Genomic DNA, 17773 nt, shown 5'->3' on the forward strand with positions numbered 1-17773 from the left:
GAAGAAACCGTGACGCAGTGAACTCCCCCTCGTTCCCGCCCTACCTGACCGACACAGCGCCGGGGAGCGGAGCACGGCGTCCACCTCGCTCCTGGCTGCACTCGGGTGCGCCCGCCCTGTCGCTGAATGGCGACTGGCGCTTCCGGCTCTCCCCGTCCGCTCCCTCGTCGGAAGACGTTGCGGCGGTGGACTTCGACGACGAAGGCTGGGACAGCATCCCTGTGCCATCGCATTGGGTGCTGCAGGGCGACGGCAAGTACGGGCTGCCGATCTACACGAACATCCAGTACCCGTTCCCGATCGATCCTCCGCACGTTCCCGACGAGAACCCGACGGGCGACTACCGGCGACACGTCGAGGTACCCGATGAGTGGTCCGAGGCGGAGCGCATCCTGCTGCGGTTCGACGGCGTCGAGTCGATGTACAAGGTGTGGGTGAACGGTCAGGAGATCGGGGTGGCGACCGGCAGCCGCCTTGCTCAGGAATTCGACGTGACGGATGCGGTGCGCGCGGGCGACAACGTCGTGGTCGTGCGGGTGCACCAGTGGTCCGCAGCCAGCTATCTGGAGGACCAGGACCAGTGGTGGCTCCCGGGCATCTTCCGCGACGTCACTCTCATCGCGCGGCCGCAGAACGGGATCGAGGACGCGTGGCTGCGTGCCGGATACCTCGACGGCACCGGCACAGTGCACGCCGAGGTGCGGGCGGATGCGGGCGCATATCCGATCACGCTCCGCATCCCGGAGTTGGGCGTCGAGCAAGTGTGGACCTCAGCCGCGGAGGTCGAGGTCGTGTCGATCGGCGAGGTGGAGCCCTGGAGTGCAGAGACGCCGCGCTTGTACTCGGCAACCCTCTCCACCGCGGCCGAGAGCATCGACTTCCGACTCGGATTCCGCACGGTGGAGATCCAGGGCGATCAGTTTCTCATCAACGGAAGGCGCGTGGTCTTCCACGGGATGAACCGGCACGAGGCGCATCCGGAACGCGGACGCGTCTTCGACGAGGAGCACGCGCGCGAAGACCTCAAGCGGATGAAGAGGTTCAACGTGAACGCCATCCGCACCAGCCACTACCCGCCCCACCCGCGGCTGCTCGACCTCGCCGACGAGCTCGGCCTCTGGGTGATCGACGAATGCGATCTCGAGACCCACGGATTCGAGAAGGACGGCTGGAAGGCCAACCCCAGCGACGACCCCGCCTGGCGCGAGGCCTACATCGACCGCATCCGGCGCGCCGTCGAACGGGACAAGAACCACCCGAGCATCGTAATCTGGTCCCTCGGCAACGAGTCGGGAACCGGGTCGAACCTGGCCGCGATGTCAGCCTGGGTGCACGCACGCGACCCGGAACGTCCCGTGCACTACGAGGGCGACTACACGGGCGAATACACGGACCTCTACTCGCGCATGTACTCGTCGGTGCCCGAGACGACTGAGATCGGCACCGACGGATCGCGCGCTCCGCTCTTGAACTGCACGCCGGCTCAGGGCGCCCGCCAGCGCACGAAGCCGTTCATCCTGTGCGAATACGCGCACGCGATGGGGAACGGTCCGGGAGCGCTCGATCAATACGAGGCGCTCACCCGCGAGTATCCCCGTCTGCACGGCGGTTTCGTGTGGGAGTGGCGTGACCACGGCATCCTGACGAAGAACGCCGATGGGGAGCCGTTCTACGCGTACGGCGGCGACTTCGGCGAGGTCGTGCACGACGGCAACTTCGTGATGGACGGGATGCTCCTGAGTAACGACATCCCGACACCGGGCCTGTACGAGTTCAAGGCGGTCGTGCAGCCGATCGTCTTCGCGTTCGACGCCGAGACGGTCGAGCTGACCAACCTGCGTCACTCGGCGGATGCGTCCGACCTGCGGTTCCGTTGGCGGGTCGAGCACGACGGTGCCGTCGTGGAGTCGGGCGAGCTGGAGGTGCCCTCACTGGGAGCCGGCGGGTCCGTGACCGTTGCGCTGCCACGCATCCCGGTCGCCGAGAACCGGGAGACGTGGCTGACGATCGATGCCGAACTGCGTGCTGATACGAAGTGGGCTGACGCCGGGCATGTCGTCGCCTCTGCGCAGCTCGACAGGACCGCGACGCCGCGCCGGAAACCGGCGTCGGTGCCGCAGGTGCCCGGGTTGGAGGCCGGAATCGGGTCGCTCAGCCTTGGCCCTGCGGAGTTCGAGCGCGGTGTGCTGGTCGGGCTGAACGGTCGCCCGGCGGGCGGTCCACGGCTCGAGCTCTGGCGCGCACCGACCGACAACGACGAAGGACCCGTGCTGAACGAGCCGGAGAGCAGCGACGCGAGCATCCGCGGCGTCTCGAGTGCCGACTTGTGGCGCCGGGACGGACTCGACCGCCTGACAGACCGTCTGGTCGAGGTACAGCAGGCTCCGGGTGCGCTTCGCACGCTGACGAGGGTGTCGGCGGCCGACAGCTCGCTGAGCGTCTGGGTCGACACATCCTGGATCCTTCAGGACGGTGAGCTCGAGCTTTGTGTCGAGATCGAACCGTCAGCGGGCTGGTCGAGCGTCTGGCCGCGCATCGGTGTGCGCTTCGAGCTGCCCGACGCTAGCGGCAGCGTGGACGGTGTCTCCTGGTTCGGCCGCGGGCCGCTGGAGTCGTATCCCGACAGCATGCACGCTGCTCGGGTGGGCTCCTTCGACGCAGCAGTCGACGAGCTTTCCGCGGGATACGCGCGCCCTCAAGAGACCGGGCATCGGTCGGAGACTCGACGACTGACGCTCCGATCCGGGGCTCAGGATGTGCTGGGTCTCGACTTTCTGTCAGACTCCCGCGGGCGCCTCCCCGGCTTCACTCTCAGCCGGCACACGCCGCAGCAGGTCGCGGCGGCCGCGCATCCGTTCGAGCTGCCACCGAGCGACACGAGCTACCTGTTCGTGGATGCGGTGCAGCACGGACTCGGATCACGCGCCTGCGGCCCCGACGTGTGGCCGGAGTTCGCGCTGCGGCCCGAGGCGCGCAGCCTGCGCATCCGGTTCACTGCGCCCTGAGCGCGCCACTCCTAACCGACGAGGGGTCGCAACACGCCGTCGCACGCGGTGGCGTGACGGCGTGTTGCGACCCCTCGTGTGAGTGCAGGCGCGGCGGCGAGAGCGCTAGCGGTTGAGCGGCGTCATGTCGGCGTAGCGGTCGCCGACCGGGGCCGCGACCTCGTCGAGGCGGGCGAGCTGGTCGCTCGTGAGCTCGATGTCGTCGGCCGCGACGTTCTGCTCCAGGTTCTCCACCCGACGGGTGCCCGGGATGGGCGCAATGCCTTCGCCCTGCGCGAGCAGCCAGGCGAGCGCCACCTGCCCGGGAGCGGCGTCGATCTCCCTGGCGACCGCATCCACCTGCTCGACGATGCGGATGTTCGCCTCCAGGTTGTCGCCTTCGAAGCGCGGGCTGAACCGGCGGAAGTCACCCTCGTCGAGCTGGTCGAGCGAGCGGATCGTGCCGGTCAGGAAGCCGCGCCCGAGCGGCGAGTACGGTACGAACCCGATGCCGAGCTCGCGCACGGTCGGCAGGATCTCCGCCTCGGGATCGCGCGACCAGAGCGAGTACTCGGTCTGCAACGCGGTCACGGGATGCACGGCGTGCGCCCGGCGGATCGTCTCCGGTGCAGCCTCCGACAGCCCGTAGTGCAGGATCTTCCCCTCCTGGATCAGCTCCTTGAGCGCACCGACGGTCTCCTCGATCGGCGTGCCCGGGTCCATCCGGTGCTGGTAGTAGAGGTCGATGTAGTCGGTGCCCAGCCGGCGCAGGGATCCTTCGACCGAGCGACGGACGTTCTCCGGCGACCCGTCGAGGCCGCGCACGGGCTGCCCGTTCTCCTCCGGAACTCCGTGCAGCAGCGTGCCGAACTTCGTCGCGATGACCACCTGATCGCGCTTGCCCGCGAAAGCCTTGGCGAGAAGTTCCTCGTTCGTGTACGGTCCATAGATCTCGGCCGTGTCGAAGAAGGTGACGCCCAGATCGACGGCGCGGTCGATGGTGCGGATCGACCCCGCATCGTCGGTGCCGGCGCCGGTATAGAAGGCGGACATGCCCATGCAGCCGAGGCCGAGGCGCGAGACCTCCAGGTTGTCGGTTCCGAGGGTCGTCTTTTTCATGCGGTTACCTTTTCCTGATAGAGACCGATCTTGTAGTCGATGGCGGCGAGGCTCGCCGTCATCTCCTCGAGTTGGCGCACCACGTTCATCCGGTGGATGAGTAGGAGCTCGAGTCTGTCGGCGCTGCTGGAGTCGCCCAGACGGGCGAGTTCGACGTACTCGCGCATCTTGGCGATGGGCATGGAGGTGAGCCGCAGTTTCGTGAGGAACGTCACCCAGGTCACATCCGCCTCCGAGTACCGTCGATGGGTCGAGGATGCACGATCCACGGGGCGAACATGAGCCCCTCCCGCTCGTAGTAGCGCAGCGTGTGGGTCGAGAGCCCGGTGCGTTCGGCGACGTCGGAGATCGACATCGTGCCGGCTGTTTCGGTCATGTGCTCCACGTTAGAACTTAGAGTGCGCTCTAAGTCAACCGGCGGCCGTTCGGACAGCGTGTTCTCAGTCACACCTCAGGGCTCCGGATGTCCGCCGTCGCTGATACCGTCGGCGCATGGCACGCACGATCTACTACGTCGCATCCTCCATCGACGGCTTCATCGCCGACGCCCACGACCGCATCGACTGGCTGCTCCAGTTCGGGTTCGAGGCGTACGACGCGCACTACCAGCGCTTCCTCTCCGGTATCGGAGCCATCGTCATGGGTGCGGCGACCTACGAGTTCCTGCTCGCCGACGAGAGCCTGGAGTGGCCGTACGCCGGCATCCCCACCTGGGTCGTCACCCACCGCGAGCTGCCCGTGGTGGCTGGAGCGGACATCACGTTCTTCGCCGGCGACATCGCGCAGCTCGACGCCGAGCTGCGGGCGAGTGCCGGCGATCGCGACGTGTGGGTGGTCGGCGGCGGATCCATCGCGGCGCAGTTCGCCGATGCCGAGCTGCTCGACGAGGTGCAGGTGACGATCATGCCGATCTTCGTCGGCTCGGGCAAGCCGCTCCTCCCCGTCTCGCAGGTGAGTCAGCCGCTAGAGCTCGTCAGTTCCACACCCTTCCGTGGCGGCGCTGTCGAGCACGTCTACAAGTTGCGCTGACGCCTCCGGCGCTGACGCCTCCCGCGCTTACGCGTCGAGGTGACGCTCGCTGAGCTCTTCGGCGGGCAACGGCCTGGCGATCGGGATGCGACTGCCGAGCACTTGTGCGACGAGGTCGCGCGCGATCTTCTGCGGCGTCAAACCCGCCTCTTCGAGGATCTCGTCACGCGTCGCATGGTCGATGAACTCGTCGGGCAGACCCAGCTCGTCCACCGCGGTGTCGATGCCGGCCTCGCGGAGGTCCTGACGCACCCGCGTGCCGATCCCGCCGACCCGGATGCCGTCTTCGATCGTCACGACGATGCGATGCTCGGCCGCGAGGGCGATCACGCTCTTCGGCACCGGAACGACCCACCGCGGGTCGACGACGGTCGCGCCGATCCCCTGAGCGGCCAGGCGCTCGGCCACCTTCAGCCCTAGCCCGGCCATCGGCCCGACCGTGACCAGCAGCACATCCTTGCGCTCGGATTCGCGGAGCACGTCGACCCCGTCGTCCGTGCGCCGCACAGCATCGATGTCGTCGCCGACGGCCCCTTCGGGAACCGCAGCACGGTCGGCGCATCGTCGACCTGAACGGCTTCGGCGAGCTCTTCACGGAAGCGGGTGCCGTCGCGCGGCGCCGCCAACCGGATGTTCGGCACGACCTGCAGGATCGCCAGATCCCAGATGCCGTGGTGGCTGGGGCCGTCCGGCCCGGTGACACCCGCACGGTCGAGAACGAAGGTCACGCCCGCTTTGTGCAGCGCAACATCCATCAGCACCTGGTCGAAGGCCCGGTTGATGAACGTGGCGTAGATCGCGACCACCGGATGCAGGCCGCCGTAAGCGAGTCCGGCCGCGCTGGTGACCGCGTGCTGCTCGGCGATACCCACGTCGTGGACGCGGTCGGGGAAGCGTTCCGCGAACTTGTGCAGGCCGGTCGGGCGAAGCATCGCCGCGGTGATTCCGACCAGCTTCGGGTCCTTCTCGGCCAGCTTCACGATCTCGTCCGCGAACACCGACGTCCATGACGGCTTGCTGGAGCTCTCGATGGGCTCACCGGTCTCGGGATCGATCTGTCCGACCGCGTGGAACTGGTCGGCCGCATCCCGAAGCGCGGGCTCGTAACCACGGCCCTTCTGGGTGATGGCGTGCACGATCACCGGAGCGCCGTAGTTCTTGGCCTGGCGGAGAGCCTCCTCCATCGCCTCGATGTCGTGCCCGTGCACCGGGCCGATGTACTTGATGTCGAGGTTCGAATACAGAGCCTCGTTGTTCGAGAAGCGGCTCAGGAAGCCGTGCAGGCCGCCGCGGAATCCGCGGTAGAACGACTGGCCGGGCTCGCCCAGCTTGTCGAAGGCGCGCCGGCTCGAGAGATAGAGATTGCGGTAGCTGTTACGGGTGCGCACGGTGTTGAGAAAGCGTGCCATACCGCCGATGGTGGGCGCGTACGACCGGCCGTTGTCGTTGACGACGATGATGAGACGACGCGTGTTGTCGTCGCTGATGTTGTTGAGCGCTTCCCAGGTCATGCCGCCGGTGAGCGCGCCATCGCCCACCATGGCGACGACGTGCCGGTCCGTCTGGCCGGTCATGGCGAAGGCGCGCGAGATGCCGTCGGCCCAGGAGAGCGAGCTGGAGGCATGCGAGCTCTCCACGATGTCGTGCTCCGACTCGGAGCGTTGCGGGTATCCCGCCATGCCGCCCTTCTGGCGCAGCATGCTGAAGTCCTGGCGGCCGGTGAGCAGCTTGTGCACGTACGACTGGTGACCGGTGTCGAAGACGATCGCGTCACGGGGCGAGTCGAACACCCGGTGGATCGCGATCGTCGACTCGACGACGCCGAGGTTCGGCCCGAGGTGTCCGCCCGTCTTCGCGACGTTGGCGATCAAGAAAGTGCGGATCTCTGCGGCCAGCTGAACGAGCTGCTCTTCGGAGAGCGCGTCGAGGTCCCGGGGACCGTGGATGCCTTCGAGGATGCTCATGCTCCGAGTCTAGGCGCGTCGAAATCGGAGGAGGCTCGGAAATTCGTTTCCGAGCCTCCTCCCGATTTCTCGCTAGACCAGGCTCCGCAGCACGTACTGCAGGATGCCGCCATTGCGGTAGTAGTCGGCTTCACCCGGCGTGTCGATCCGGACGACAGCGTCGAACTCGATCGTCTGCTTGCCTGCGGGCGAGTCCGACGTCGGCTCGGCGGTAACGTGCACCGTCTTCGGGGTGGTTCCCTCGTTCAGCTGCTCGAGTCCCGAGATCGAGATCGTCTCGGTGCCGTCGAGGCCGAGCGAAGCCCAGCTCTCGCCGGCCGGGAACTGCAGCGGGACGACCCCCATTCCGATGAGGTTGGAGCGGTGGATGCGCTCGAAGCTCTCCGTGATGACGGCGCGCACGCCGAGAAGGCTGGTTCCCTTCGCAGCCCAGTCGCGCGACGATCCGGAACCGTACTCCTTGCCGCCCAGGATGACGAGCGGCGTGCCCTGCTCCTGGTAGTGCTGCGAGGCGTCGTAGATGAACGACTGCGGGCCGCCCTCCTGCGTGAAGTCGCGGGTGTACCCGCCCTCGACGCCGTCGAGCAGCTGGTTCTTGAGACGGATGTTCGCGAACGTCCCGCGGATCATCACCTCGTGGTTGCCGCGACGCGATCCGTAGGAGTTGTAGTCCTTGCGGTCGATGCCGTGCTCGTCGAGGTACCGACCGGCCGGGCTGTCGGCCTTGATGTTACCGGCCGGGCTGATGTGGTCGGTGGTGACCGAGTCGCCGAGCTTCGCCAGAACGCGTGCGCCCTGGATGTCGGTGACCGGGGTGGTCTCCAGCGTCATGCCGTCGAAGTACGGGGGCTTCCGTACGTACGTCGACTTCTCATCCCACTCGAACACCGAGCCGGTCGGGGTCGGCAGCGACTTCCAGCGCTCGTCACCCTCGAACACGCTCGCGTACTCGTGGGTGAACATGCCCTCGTTGATCGACGAGTCGATCGTCTCCTGCACCTCGGCGGCGTCGGGCCAGATGTCCTTGAGGAAGACATCGTTGCCGTCCTGGTCCTTGCCGAGCGCATCCACTTCGAAGTCGAAGTTCATCGATCCGGCAAGGGCGTATGCGATCACGAGCGGCGGGCTCGCGAGATAGTTCATCTTCACATCAGGGTTGATGCGACCCTCGAAGTTGCGGTTGCCCGAGAGCACCGCGGTGACGGCGAGGTCGTTCTGGTTGACCGCCTGCGAGATCTCGTCGATCAGCGGGCCTGAGTTGCCGATGCAGGTCGTGCAGCCGTAGCCGACGGTGTAGAAGCCGAGGTCTTCGAGGTAGCCCGTGAGGCCGGCCTTCTCGTAGTAGTCGGTGACGACCTTGGATCCCGGCGCGAGGGTGGTCTTGACCCAAGGCTTGGACTTCAGGCCCTTCTTGGCGGCGTTGCGGGCAAGCAGACCGGCCGCGAGCATCACCGACGGGTTCGACGTGTTCGTGCACGAGGTGATCGCGGCGATCGCGACCGCACCGTGGTCGAGCGTGAACGAGGTGCCGTCCTCGGCGAGGGTGACCGGGGTCGGGCTCGATGCTGTCTTCGGGGCGTGGCTGTGGTGGTGGTGGACGTGGCTGCTGTTCGTGTCCTCCGGGCTCAGCTCACCGGGGTCGGAGGCCGGGAACGACTCCGAGATCGTCAGATCGACGATGTCGTGGTCGATCTCCGCGTAGTCGCCCAGGTCCTTCTCGAACTGCTCCTTGGCCTCGGCCAGGATGATGCGGTCCTGCGGGCGCTTCGGGCCGGCGATCGACGGCACGACGGTGCCGAGGTCGAGCTCGAGGTACTCGCTGAAGACAGGCTCCTTGGAGGGGTCGTGCCAGAGCGTCTGCAGCTTGGAGTACGCCTCGACGAGTGCGATCTGCTCCTCGCTGCGGCCGGTGAGGCGCAGGTAGTCGAGGGTGACGTCGTCGATGGGGAACATGGCAGCGGTCGAGCCGAACTCGGGGCTCATGTTGCCGATGGTCGCGCGGTTGGCCAGGGGCACCTCAGCCACGCCGGCTCCGTAGAACTCGACGAACTTGCCGACCACGCCGTGCTTGCGCAGCATCTGCGTGATGGTGAGCACCACATCCGTCGCCGTCACACCGGTCGGGATGGCGCCGGTCAGCTTGAAGCCGACGACCTTGGGGATGAGCATCGACACGGGCTGGCCCAGCATGGCCGCCTCGGCCTCGATCCCGCCGACGCCCCAGCCGAGCACACCGAGGCCGTTGACCATCGTGGTGTGCGAGTCTGTGCCGACGCAGGTGTCCGGGTATGCCTGGAGCGCTCCCCCGACCGTGCGGGTCATGGTGACGCGAGCCAGGTATTCGATGTTCACCTGGTGCACGATGCCGGTTCCCGGCGGGACGACCTTGAAGTCGTCGAACGCGGTCTGGCCCCAGCGGAGGAACTGGTAGCGCTCCCCGTTGCGCTCGTACTCGATGTCGGTGTTGCGCTCGAGCGCGTTCTCGGTGCCGAAGAGGTCGGCGATGACCGAGTGGTCGATCACCATCTCGGCGGGCGCGAGCGGGTTGATCTTCTCGGGGTTTCCGCCGAGCGCGGACACGGCCTCACGCATGGTGGCGAGGTCGACGATGCAGGGAACACCGGTGAAGTCCTGCATGATCACGCGCGCCGGCGTGAACTGGATCTCGGTGTTCGGTTCGGCGGTCGGCTCCCAGGAGCCGAGTGCCTTGACGTGGTCGGCGGTGATGTTCGCGCCGTCCTCCGTGCGGAGCAGATTCTCCAGCAGCACCTTCAGGCTGAACGGGAGCTTCTCGTATCCGTCGACCTTGTCGATGCGGAAGACCTCGTACTCGGTCGACCCGACCTTCAGGGTGTCTTTCGCTCCAAAGCTGTTCACCGCAGACACTGTGCCCTCTCCTTCATTGGCAGGCCTGGTAACGCAAGCCTTCTCATCAATCTTGGTTGTGTGTCGAAGATCGTTTCCAGCAAGGCAAGCCTAAGTCGCCTGCTGCATAATTTATCTTGACATCAAGATAAATCTACCACGCGTCACTCGCGATCGAAGACCAGCCCACGACGCCGCGCGAACCGGTAGAAGAGCTCGATACCGGCCGCGCCGACGGCCCCGACCAGGATGCCCCAGACCAGGTCGAGCGTGAGAGGAACATGCATCGCGAAGAAGTTGGCGGTGAACGGGATGACGCACACCAGCGCCATCGCAGCGGCGACCGAAGCCAGCAAAGCCAGTCTGAGCCCGCTCAAGGGGCGCGTGAGAACACAGAGTATCCAGAGAGACACGCAGAAGAGCGCGATCGTTGTGACGCTCCTGGCCTCGTGCAGAGGGATGCTCCGGTACAGAGGCAGATACGCCACCACACAGGTGAGCCCCGCGATCACACCCGTCGGGATCGAATACCTCAGGATGCGCTTCAGCACGCCCGGCTGATAGATGCGCCGGTTGGGGGCGAGCGCCAGGAAGAACGACGGGATCCCGATCGCGAGGGTAGACACCAGAGTGAGCTGCCGTGGGAGGAAGGGGAACGGCCACAGCAGCACAGCACTCACGAGGGCCAGCAGGATCCCGTAGACCGTCTTCGCCAGGAAGATGTTCGAGACGCGCTCGACGTTCGCGATCACCCGGCGCCCGAAGGCGAGCACGTCCGGCAGTCGGTCGAATCGGTTGTCGAGCAGCACCAGTCGCGACACGGCCTTGGTCGCGGCCGTGGCGGTGCCCATGGCGATGCCGAGGTTCGCATCCTTGATCGCCATCGCGTCGTTCACGCCGTCGCCGGTCATCGCAACCGTGCGGCCCTGCTCCTGAAGCAGGCCGACGGCCGTGCGCTTTTGCTCGGGACTCACCCGGCCGAAGATGTCGTTCGACTTGAGCGCATCTGCGAGAGCGGCATCATCCTGGAAAGTGGATGCGTCGATCGCGGCGCCGGGCAGATCCAGGCTCCGCGCGATCGCCTCGACGGTGATCGGGTTGTCCCCCGACATGATGACCACACGAACGGATTGCTCGGCGAAGTAGCCGAGGGTCGCGGCTGCTTCGGGTCGGACCGTCTCGCTCAGCACGACGAGCGCGGCGGGCTGGACCGCCAGCCCGGCGATCGGCACGTGGCTTCCCTTGGGAAGCGGGTCGACCGTGCGCACCAGGGCGAGCGTGCGTTGCCCGGTCGCGGCGATGGTGTTCGCGCTGGCCAACTCGTCCCCGTGATCGGCTAGCACCCGCTCGGGCGCCCCGAGAACCCAGCTCGACTCGACCCCGTCGACCGCGATCACAACGCCGCTGTACTTGGTCGCGGAGCTGAACGGCACGCGCCGCACGATCCGGTACCGATCCGATCGGAAGCGGCTCGAGAGGATGCCCGCGGTGGCATTACCGGCATCATCCGCGCCGAACGCGGCGAGCGCGACCGCCGTCTCGTCATCGGCCACCGCATCCCCGAGCGGTTCGGTGCGATCGAGAACGAGCTCTCCGCTCGTGAGGGTTCCGGTCTTGTCGAGGCAGAGCACATCGACGCGCGCGAGCACCTCGACCGCCGCCAACTCCTGGACGAGCACCTTGCGCGCGGCCAGCTGGATCGCCGCGACCCCGAACGCGAGGCTGGTCAGCAGCACGAGCCCTCGGGGATCATGCCGACCACCGCCGCGACGGCATCGAGGAGCGCGCGGCGCCAGCGCGCGTCGACGAACAGCTCGCTCCAGCCGCCGTAGGTCAGCACGCGACCGATGAGGGTGATCAGGATGAGCGGGCCGAGGATCCACGAGAGGTACACGAGGATGCGGTTGGTCGCATCCCGAAGCTCCGAGTGCACCAGCGAGTGCTTGCGGATCTCGCTCGTGAGCTTGCTGGCATAGGAGTCGGCGCCGACCGCGGTGACGACCGCGTATCCCGTCCCGGTGACGACGTGCGAGCCGGAGAGCAGGATCGCGTCGGCATCCTTGAACACGGGATCGGACTCACCGGTCAGCAGCGATTCGTCGAGCGCGAGTCCGGTGCTCTCGAGCACCCTCGCATCGGCCGGGATCTGGTCGCCCGGGCGCAGCACGAGCAGGTCGTCGATGACGACGCCCTCGATCGGGATCTCCGCGACCCGACCGTCACGACGGACGCGACTCTCGGGTGCGGCGAGAAGGGCCGCACGGTCGAGTACGACCTTCGCCCGCACCTCCTGGACGATCCCGATCAAAGCGTTGACGACCACGACCCCGTAGAAGAATCCGTCGCGCAAGTCGCCGAGAACGATCACAGCGATGAAGCAGACCGTCAGGATGCCGTTGAAGAGCGTGAAGATGTTCTCACGCAGGATGTCCCCGATGGACCGCGAACTCGGCTGATGCTGTGTGTTGCCGCGACCGCCTGCGTGACGTTCAGCGACCTCCGCGCTGGTCAGCCCCTCCCTGGTTCGCGCGTCGAGCACGGCCTATCCTTGGCCGGGGTCTTCTTCTCGACGACCCCGAACTGCCCCCGCACCACGAACCACGTGATGAGCAGGAGCGGGGCGTAGAGCGGAACACCCATCAAGAGCTTGGTGAGCGCGAGTGCGCTCGTGGCCTCGGGCGTGTGCGCAAGATACAGGGAACCTGAACGACGAGGCGTGCCGCGAAGAGTAGGAACCAGAGCAGGGTCAGCGCCTGCATCACGCGGAACTTGCTCCGCACTTTGCGCCAGGCGATCCCGTCGCCCATCAGGTAGCCCGCGATCAGCCCGATCAGCGGCCAGCGGACCAGCATCGAGATCAGCAGGGCCGCGGCGTACGCGGCGTTCGTCCAGATGCCGAGGATGAAATTGTCCTCCCCGCGTCCGGTGATCAGGGCGAGGATCGCCGAGATGCCCACGCCGAGCAGACCGGCGATCGCCTGCGTGACAGGCGTCTTTCCGATCAATCGGACGGCGGTGAACACGATCGCGACAGCGACAGAGCAGCCGATCGAGAGCGGCACGTTCTGCGTGAACGTGAACAGGATGAGGAAGACCAGCCCCGGAAGAATCGTCTCGGCGAGGCCGCGGAAGCCCCCGAGCGCCGCGAGCAATGCCGTACCTGTCGGTGTCTCCCGATCGGCGAGCTGTCCGAGGCCGGACTTCTGGGCGGCACGGGCGAGAGATTCGCCGAGCGCGGACGGGACGGCATCCGGGGTCTGCGGCTGATCGAGCGACTGGTCGACTGACTGGTCGACGGGCCTGTCGGAGCCACCCGGCTCTTCCGGAGAACGGTCGGTCATGCGCGGCCTACAGCGACGTGAAGGTGTCCGGGCCCGTGGCGGGCGCGGTGGGCATCCGGAGCGGGATGAGGTCGCGCGGCGGCATCGGCGAGGAGCCGCGCACGACGACGATGCTGCGGAAGAGGTCCTCGACGAGGGCTGCCGCGTCGGGCTTCACTGCGGCGTCGCCTGCGATGACCCCGCGGAGGAACCAGCGCGGTCCATCGACACCGACGAAGCGGGCGACCCGGGTCTCGCCGGGCGCGCCCTGCGGGGCTGCGACAGGGATCTCGGCGACGAGCTCTGGCCCGAACACGCCGTCGCGCTCCTGCGTGCGACCGCCCTGCCGGTTCACCTGGTCGGTGATCTGCTCGCGGATCTCGTGCCAGAGGCCGCTCGAGCGAGGCGCGGCGAACGGCTGCACCTGCAGGGTCGAGTTGGCGTAGTCGAGGCCGACGGCGACGACGCGCTGCGTCTCCTCCTCGACCTCCAGGCGCAGGTGCAGGCCCTCGCGCGGGAGGATCTTGACACCGCCGAGGTCGACGTAAGGGCGAACCGGATTCGCCTCGCTCTCGTCGAGCGGACCCTCGGTCTCGCGATCCTCGGGCGCCGACTTCTCCCAGTTGACGGGGTCGGTGCTGCTCGTATCGGTCACGCGTGTTCTCCTGACTGCGCTGTGGTGCTGAGCCCAGTGTTGTATCCGGTGGAGCCGAAGCCCGCTTTTCCGCGGTGACTCTCAGGCAGACTGTCGACGGGGATGAAGTTCGCCCGGGTGACCGGCATGACGATCACTTGGGCGATCCGGTCTCCGACGGCGATATCGTACGGCATCGAACTGTCCGTGTTCAGTACGGTCACCCGGATCTCGCCGCGGTATCCCGCATCCACGGTCCCGGGCGAATTCACGATCGTGATGCCGTGCCTGGCGGCCAGTCCGCTACGCGGGACGACGAAGGCAGCGAATCCGTCGGGCAACGCGATCGACACTCCGGTCGCCACGGTATGGCGCTGTCCGGGGGCGAGCGTCACCGCTTCGGCGGCACAGAGATCGGCGCCGGCGTCACCAGGATGCGCGTACGCGGGGACGAGGCCGGCGATGATCGGAACGTCAACGGTATCGGTCACGTGTCGAGGGTAGTGCAGAAGTCTGATCGAATAGAGCCATGGACCTGTACCGCGAGCGGCTATACCCCGCCCCTTGGCTTTTCATCGCCAGCGCCCTCATCCTCCCGATCACGACCCTGATCCTGGCGCCGATCAACCTGGCCGTGGGCATCGTGGTGGCGATCGTCTTCTACCTCGCGATCGTCGTCGCGTTCATCGCATCGACACCGACGCTGCGTGTGACCGCCACGGAGCTGGTCGCCGGCCGCGCGAGCATCCCTCTGGAGTTCACAGGAGAGGCGGAGGGATTCGACGGCGAGGACGCATCCATCGAGCGCGGTCGACACCTCGACGCCCGCGCGTGGCTGCTCATCCGGGGCTGGATCAAGCCCGTCGTGAAGGTGCCGGTGCTCGATGCGAGCGACCCCGCCCCTTATTGGCTCGTATCAACAAGAAACCCGGACCGTTTGGTCCGGGTTCTCAATGAGGCTCGACTCGCGTCGTAACCGTCAGGCCGCGCACTCCACGCAGATCGGTCCGAGCTTCGTCTCGTGATCGATCTGCGAGCGGTGCTTCACCAGGAAGCAGTTCACACAGGTGAACTCATCCGCCTGGGGAGGCAAGACGACGACATCGAGATCGAGGTCCGACAGGTCTGCACCCGGGAGCTCGTATCCGCCGGGGTTGTCAGCGTCTTCGACGTCGACAACTCCTGACATCTTGTCCGGAACTCGCTCCTTGAGGGCCTCGATCGACTCGGAGTCGTCTTCGGTCTTCCGCGGTGCGTCGTAATCCGTTGCCATGCCCATCCACTTCTCATACATAACGGCCGATTCTTCGCAATCGGCGGCCATAGTTTGCATCAATCACCGGGGAATAGCAAACCACTCGGCGGGCTCTCGGCGATTGCTCGGTTTTCAACTTCCGGCACGCCACGGTTATTCCCCGGATTCCGCCTTATCGCGTGAGATTCTTGGGCCGTACGTCAAGAGTTGGGAAGGCACTCACCATGCAGGATTTAAAGGTCATCGGTGTCGAGGACGGCGCACTCGTCGCCGTCGGCGACGACGGTGAGCGGTTCCGCATCGCCATCGACGAGGGTCTGCACTCCAAGATCCGCCAATTCAGGCAGGAATCCTCCGTCGCGGCGCCGAAACTGTCGCCGCGCGAAGTCCAGGCGCACATCCGTTCCGGTATGTCCGCCGAGGATGTCTCCGCCGTCACCGGCGCGCCGCTCGAGTACATCCAGCGTTTCGAAGGCCCGATCGTGGCTGAGCGCGAGCACATCGTTGCCAGTGCACTGAGCGTGCCCGTGCACACCACGGCCGACGTCGATCCGCTCGGCGAGGGCAACACCTTCGGCGCCGTCATCCGCGAACGTCTCGCCTCCCTCGGCGTCGCCGGCGAACGCTGGGCCAGCTGGAAGGACAGCGAGGCGGGCTGGATCATCAAGCTCGAGTTCACGGCCGATCAGATCGACCACGACGCGCGGTGGGGCTACGACGCCCGCAAGCACGGCTTGTCGCCGCTCAACTCCGAGGCCACGACCCTGTCGCAGGCCGGCGAGCTCAGAGGGTCCCTCATCCCCCGGCTGCGCGCAGTGCTTCCCCACGACACCGAGCCTGACGAGTCCCGGTTCGACAGCGGCGCCTTCACCTTCATCGAGTCCGCGTCCGATCTTCTCGGTCCGGATGCGACCTCGCCGTTCCCCGAGCCCCTCACCCACGGGCGCCCCCTGTCGTCGGCGAACAACTCGATCACGGTCAGCGCGATCAACCGCGCCGACGAGACCCCGCGCGACCTGCACCAAACAGCCGACCTGCTCGAAGCCCTCCGCCGCCGCCGCGGCGAGCGCGAGGCGGCGAACTACGAGGCACCGGTCGACGATCACGTCGCACCGACGCCCGAGACCGTCGTCGACGCACCGGAACCGCTCGACATCTTCGACTCGCTGCGCGACATCGCACCGGACACCGAGTCATCGGATGCGCCTAGCGGCCAGCCTGCGCCCAGTGCGTCCACCCCGACGCCGTCGAGCGTGGTGCCCACTCCTCTGACGTCGAGCTCGAACTCGACCGGCCCGCAGGGACGCGTCGGCCGCAAGGGCCGCGCGTCGATGCCGAGCTGGGACGAGATCGTCTTCGGCGCCCGCACCGACGACGACCTTGCCTGACGACTCACGTCTGACCGCTCAGGCGAACGAGCTCAGCCGAACGAGCTCAGGCGAAGGCAGCGAACCGCAGTAGCGGCACGCGCGTTTCGTCCGGCGTCAGCGATCCGTGCTGGCCGATCATGTTCTGACCGCTGCGCTGCGGGTCGCGGGAGTCGTAATACGCGATGCGTTTGCGCGCGGCGACGAGCACATCCCCGATACGCGGCAGCACATCCGGATGCACAGACGGCCCGAACCAACCCGCGTCGACCGCCTCCGAGCGCGTAGCGACCCAGGCCCGCTCGCCTTCGACCGCCCGCCAGCGTTCGGCCAGGTCGCGCGCTGCTTCTTCGCCGGGCTCCGCCAGGTGCAACTGCAGGCATCGGGGCTCGCCCGCGATCTCCGCGACACCCTCCACGAGCTCGGGCGCGGTGTCAAAGAGCACGTGACCGCTCGCTGGGACATCGATCACACCGTGATCCGCCGTCAACAGCACGCCCTGCACTGAGCCCAACCGGCGCACGAGCGCCGCGACGAGTCCATCGAGCTGCTCCAGCGCCTCCGTCCACTCCGGCGACTCCCAGCCCCGGGCGTGAGCGATCTGGTCGAGTTCGGCCACGTATAGATAGGTCAGGCTCGGAGCGGGATCGGCCAGGATGCGCTCGGCGGCAGCGAACCGCTCCTCCATCGTGCGGGCGGGAACGTACCCTGCGCCGCGCAGGATCGCTTTGGTGAAGCCGGAGTCTGTGTACTTGGGGAGTCCGATCGCCCAGCTCTGCACATCCTGATCGCGGGCGAGTTCGAAGACCGTGCGGGACCGCTGCCAGGTCGCAGGGTCGAGCCGGTCATCCCAGCCGCTCAGTTGGTTGACGATGCGATCGTTCGCGGCGTCCCTCACCCGGTAGCCGACAAGGCCGTGGACGCCCGGAAGCGTGCCTGTGGCGAGTGTCGCGAGAGCGGCCGCCGTCGTCGTGGGGAAGCCGGAATCGATCGTCGTCGCTTTGCTGAGCAGGGGTGCCAGTGTTCGGGCGTGCCCGGCTCGCGCGCGGAGGGCACTCGCGCCGAGTCCGTCGACCACGATGACGATCGCCTGACGCACCGGTCGGAGACCCAGCCCATCCCCAGCTGGGTCGGCAGCGCCGGTCAGCGCGGCCAGGCAACTTGGCAGAACAGCGGCAAGGCTCGAACGCGTCGTGTAGGCGGCCGGTAGCATGGGGGGCATCTGGCCCAGTTTGT

General features: G+C 67.0%; 15 protein-coding genes and 1 pseudogene. 4 read left to right on the top strand and 12 right to left on the bottom strand.

Translation table 11 applies throughout. The annotated features are described in order from the left end of the window. The first annotated feature begins 17 nt into the window (after window positions 1–17). Entirely contained in the window at window positions 18–3005 is a 2988-nt protein-coding gene (locus tag ACQ86A_RS12845; protein WP_431277413.1) for a glycoside hydrolase family 2 TIM barrel-domain containing protein, read from the top strand. Between the two features lie 105 nt (window positions 3006–3110). Here ACQ86A_RS12845 and ACQ86A_RS12850 read toward each other — a convergent pair whose 3' ends face one another. The 3 genes from ACQ86A_RS12850 to ACQ86A_RS12860 are packed head-to-tail and all read right to left on the bottom strand — an operon-like array spanning window position 3111 to window position 4479. Continuing rightward, entirely contained in the window at window positions 3111–4103 is a 993-nt protein-coding gene (locus ACQ86A_RS12850) for an aldo/keto reductase (protein WP_431277414.1), read from the bottom strand. Then, on the bottom strand, window positions 4100–4327 hold the full coding sequence (locus ACQ86A_RS12855; RefSeq protein ID WP_431277415.1) for a hypothetical protein: 228 nt from the start codon (window positions 4325–4327) through the stop codon (window positions 4100–4102). The genes ACQ86A_RS12850 and ACQ86A_RS12855 overlap by 4 nt, the downstream gene beginning before the upstream one ends. Then, complete coding sequence (locus tag ACQ86A_RS12860; protein ID WP_431277416.1) at window positions 4324–4479, bottom strand: MerR family DNA-binding transcriptional regulator; 156 nt, start codon at window positions 4477–4479, stop codon at window positions 4324–4326. Before ACQ86A_RS12860 ends, ACQ86A_RS12855 begins: the two co-directional genes overlap by 4 nt. A gap of 116 nt (window positions 4480–4595) precedes the next feature. Here ACQ86A_RS12860 and ACQ86A_RS12865 point away from each other — a divergent pair, with 116 nt between their 5' ends. After that, the gene (locus ACQ86A_RS12865) at window positions 4596–5132 is read left to right on the top strand and encodes a dihydrofolate reductase family protein (protein WP_431277417.1); all 537 of its coding nucleotides are present in this window, start codon (window positions 4596–4598) and stop codon (window positions 5130–5132) included. A 27-nt stretch (window positions 5133–5159) separates the two neighbouring features. Here ACQ86A_RS12865 and dxs read toward each other — a convergent pair. The 7 genes and pseudogenes from dxs to dut form a co-directional block, all read right to left on the bottom strand. Further along, window positions 5160–7096, bottom strand: a pseudogene (gene dxs, locus ACQ86A_RS12870) (1-deoxy-D-xylulose-5-phosphate synthase). Between the two features lie 72 nt (window positions 7097–7168). Further along, entirely contained in the window at window positions 7169–9982 is a 2814-nt protein-coding gene (gene acnA, locus ACQ86A_RS12875) for an aconitate hydratase AcnA (RefSeq protein ID WP_431277418.1), read from the bottom strand. 143 nt (window positions 9983–10125) lie between these two features. Further along, the gene (locus ACQ86A_RS12880) at window positions 10126–11697 is read right to left on the bottom strand and encodes an HAD-IC family P-type ATPase (protein ID WP_431277419.1); all 1572 of its coding nucleotides are present in this window, start codon (window positions 11695–11697) and stop codon (window positions 10126–10128) included. Further along, window positions 11688–12500, bottom strand: a complete 813-nt coding sequence (locus ACQ86A_RS12885) for a hypothetical protein (RefSeq protein WP_431277420.1) — start codon at window positions 12498–12500, stop codon at window positions 11688–11690. Before ACQ86A_RS12885 ends, ACQ86A_RS12880 begins: the two co-directional genes overlap by 10 nt. A 100-nt stretch (window positions 12501–12600) precedes the next feature. Beyond that, on the bottom strand, window positions 12601–13302 hold the full coding sequence (locus ACQ86A_RS12890; RefSeq protein ID WP_431277421.1) for a DUF3159 domain-containing protein: 702 nt from the start codon (window positions 13300–13302) through the stop codon (window positions 12601–12603). 7 nt (window positions 13303–13309) lie between these two features. Then, window positions 13310–13936: a DUF3710 domain-containing protein gene (locus ACQ86A_RS12895; RefSeq protein ID WP_431277422.1), complete on the bottom strand. Its 627-nt coding sequence runs from the start codon at window positions 13934–13936 to the stop codon at window positions 13310–13312. After that, the gene (gene dut / locus ACQ86A_RS12900) at window positions 13933–14406 is read right to left on the bottom strand and encodes a dUTP diphosphatase (RefSeq protein ID WP_431277423.1); all 474 of its coding nucleotides are present in this window, start codon (window positions 14404–14406) and stop codon (window positions 13933–13935) included. The genes ACQ86A_RS12895 and dut overlap by 4 nt, the downstream gene beginning before the upstream one ends. 38 nt (window positions 14407–14444) lie before the next feature. Here dut and ACQ86A_RS12905 point away from each other — a divergent pair, with 38 nt between their 5' ends. Then, the gene (locus ACQ86A_RS12905; RefSeq protein WP_431277424.1) at window positions 14445–14891 is read left to right on the top strand and encodes a DUF3093 domain-containing protein; all 447 of its coding nucleotides are present in this window, start codon (window positions 14445–14447) and stop codon (window positions 14889–14891) included. Between the two features lie 3 nt (window positions 14892–14894). On the opposite strand, the gene ACQ86A_RS12910 is transcribed toward ACQ86A_RS12905, so the two are convergent. After that, complete coding sequence (locus tag ACQ86A_RS12910) at window positions 14895–15188, bottom strand: DUF4193 domain-containing protein (protein WP_026307201.1); 294 nt, start codon at window positions 15186–15188, stop codon at window positions 14895–14897. 206 nt (window positions 15189–15394) lie between these two features. Here ACQ86A_RS12910 and sepH point away from each other — a divergent pair, with 206 nt between their 5' ends. Then, window positions 15395–16558, top strand: a complete 1164-nt coding sequence (sepH, locus tag ACQ86A_RS12915) for a septation protein SepH (RefSeq protein ID WP_431277425.1) — start codon at window positions 15395–15397, stop codon at window positions 16556–16558. A gap of 46 nt (window positions 16559–16604) precedes the next feature. Here the strand turns inward: sepH and ACQ86A_RS12920 are convergent, their stop codons facing one another. After that, window positions 16605–17750, bottom strand: a complete 1146-nt coding sequence (locus ACQ86A_RS12920) for an alkaline phosphatase family protein (RefSeq protein WP_431280442.1) — start codon at window positions 17748–17750, stop codon at window positions 16605–16607. Window positions 17751–17773: the final 23 nt, after the last annotated feature.

It is taken from the genome of Leifsonia poae (assembly GCF_050632195.1).
Lineage (GTDB): Bacteria > Actinomycetota > Actinomycetes > Actinomycetales > Microbacteriaceae > Leifsonia > Leifsonia poae_C.

Excerpts from the sequence above, each read along its gene's own strand:
- ACQ86A_RS12850 (WP_431277414.1), bottom strand. The coding sequence starts at position 4,103 with ATGAAAAAGACGACCCTCGGAACCGACAACCTGGAGGTCTCGCGCCTC.
- ACQ86A_RS12860 (WP_431277416.1), bottom strand. The coding sequence starts at position 4,479 with ATGACCGAAACAGCCGGCACGATGTCGATCTCCGACGTCGCCGAACGC.
- ACQ86A_RS12865 (WP_431277417.1), top strand. The coding sequence starts at position 4,596 with ATGGCACGCACGATCTACTACGTCGCATCCTCCATCGACGGCTTCATC.
- ACQ86A_RS12890 (WP_431277421.1), bottom strand. The coding sequence starts at position 13,302 with ATGACCGACCGTTCTCCGGAAGAGCCGGGTGGCTCCGACAGGCCCGTC.
- ACQ86A_RS12905 (WP_431277424.1), top strand. The coding sequence starts at position 14,445 with ATGGACCTGTACCGCGAGCGGCTATACCCCGCCCCTTGGCTTTTCATC.
- ACQ86A_RS12910 (WP_026307201.1), bottom strand. The coding sequence starts at position 15,188 with ATGGCAACGGATTACGACGCACCGCGGAAGACCGAAGACGACTCCGAG.
- sepH (WP_431277425.1), top strand. The coding sequence starts at position 15,395 with ATGCAGGATTTAAAGGTCATCGGTGTCGAGGACGGCGCACTCGTCGCC.
- ACQ86A_RS12920 (WP_431280442.1), bottom strand. The coding sequence starts at position 17,750 with ATGCTACCGGCCGCCTACACGACGCGTTCGAGCCTTGCCGCTGTTCTG.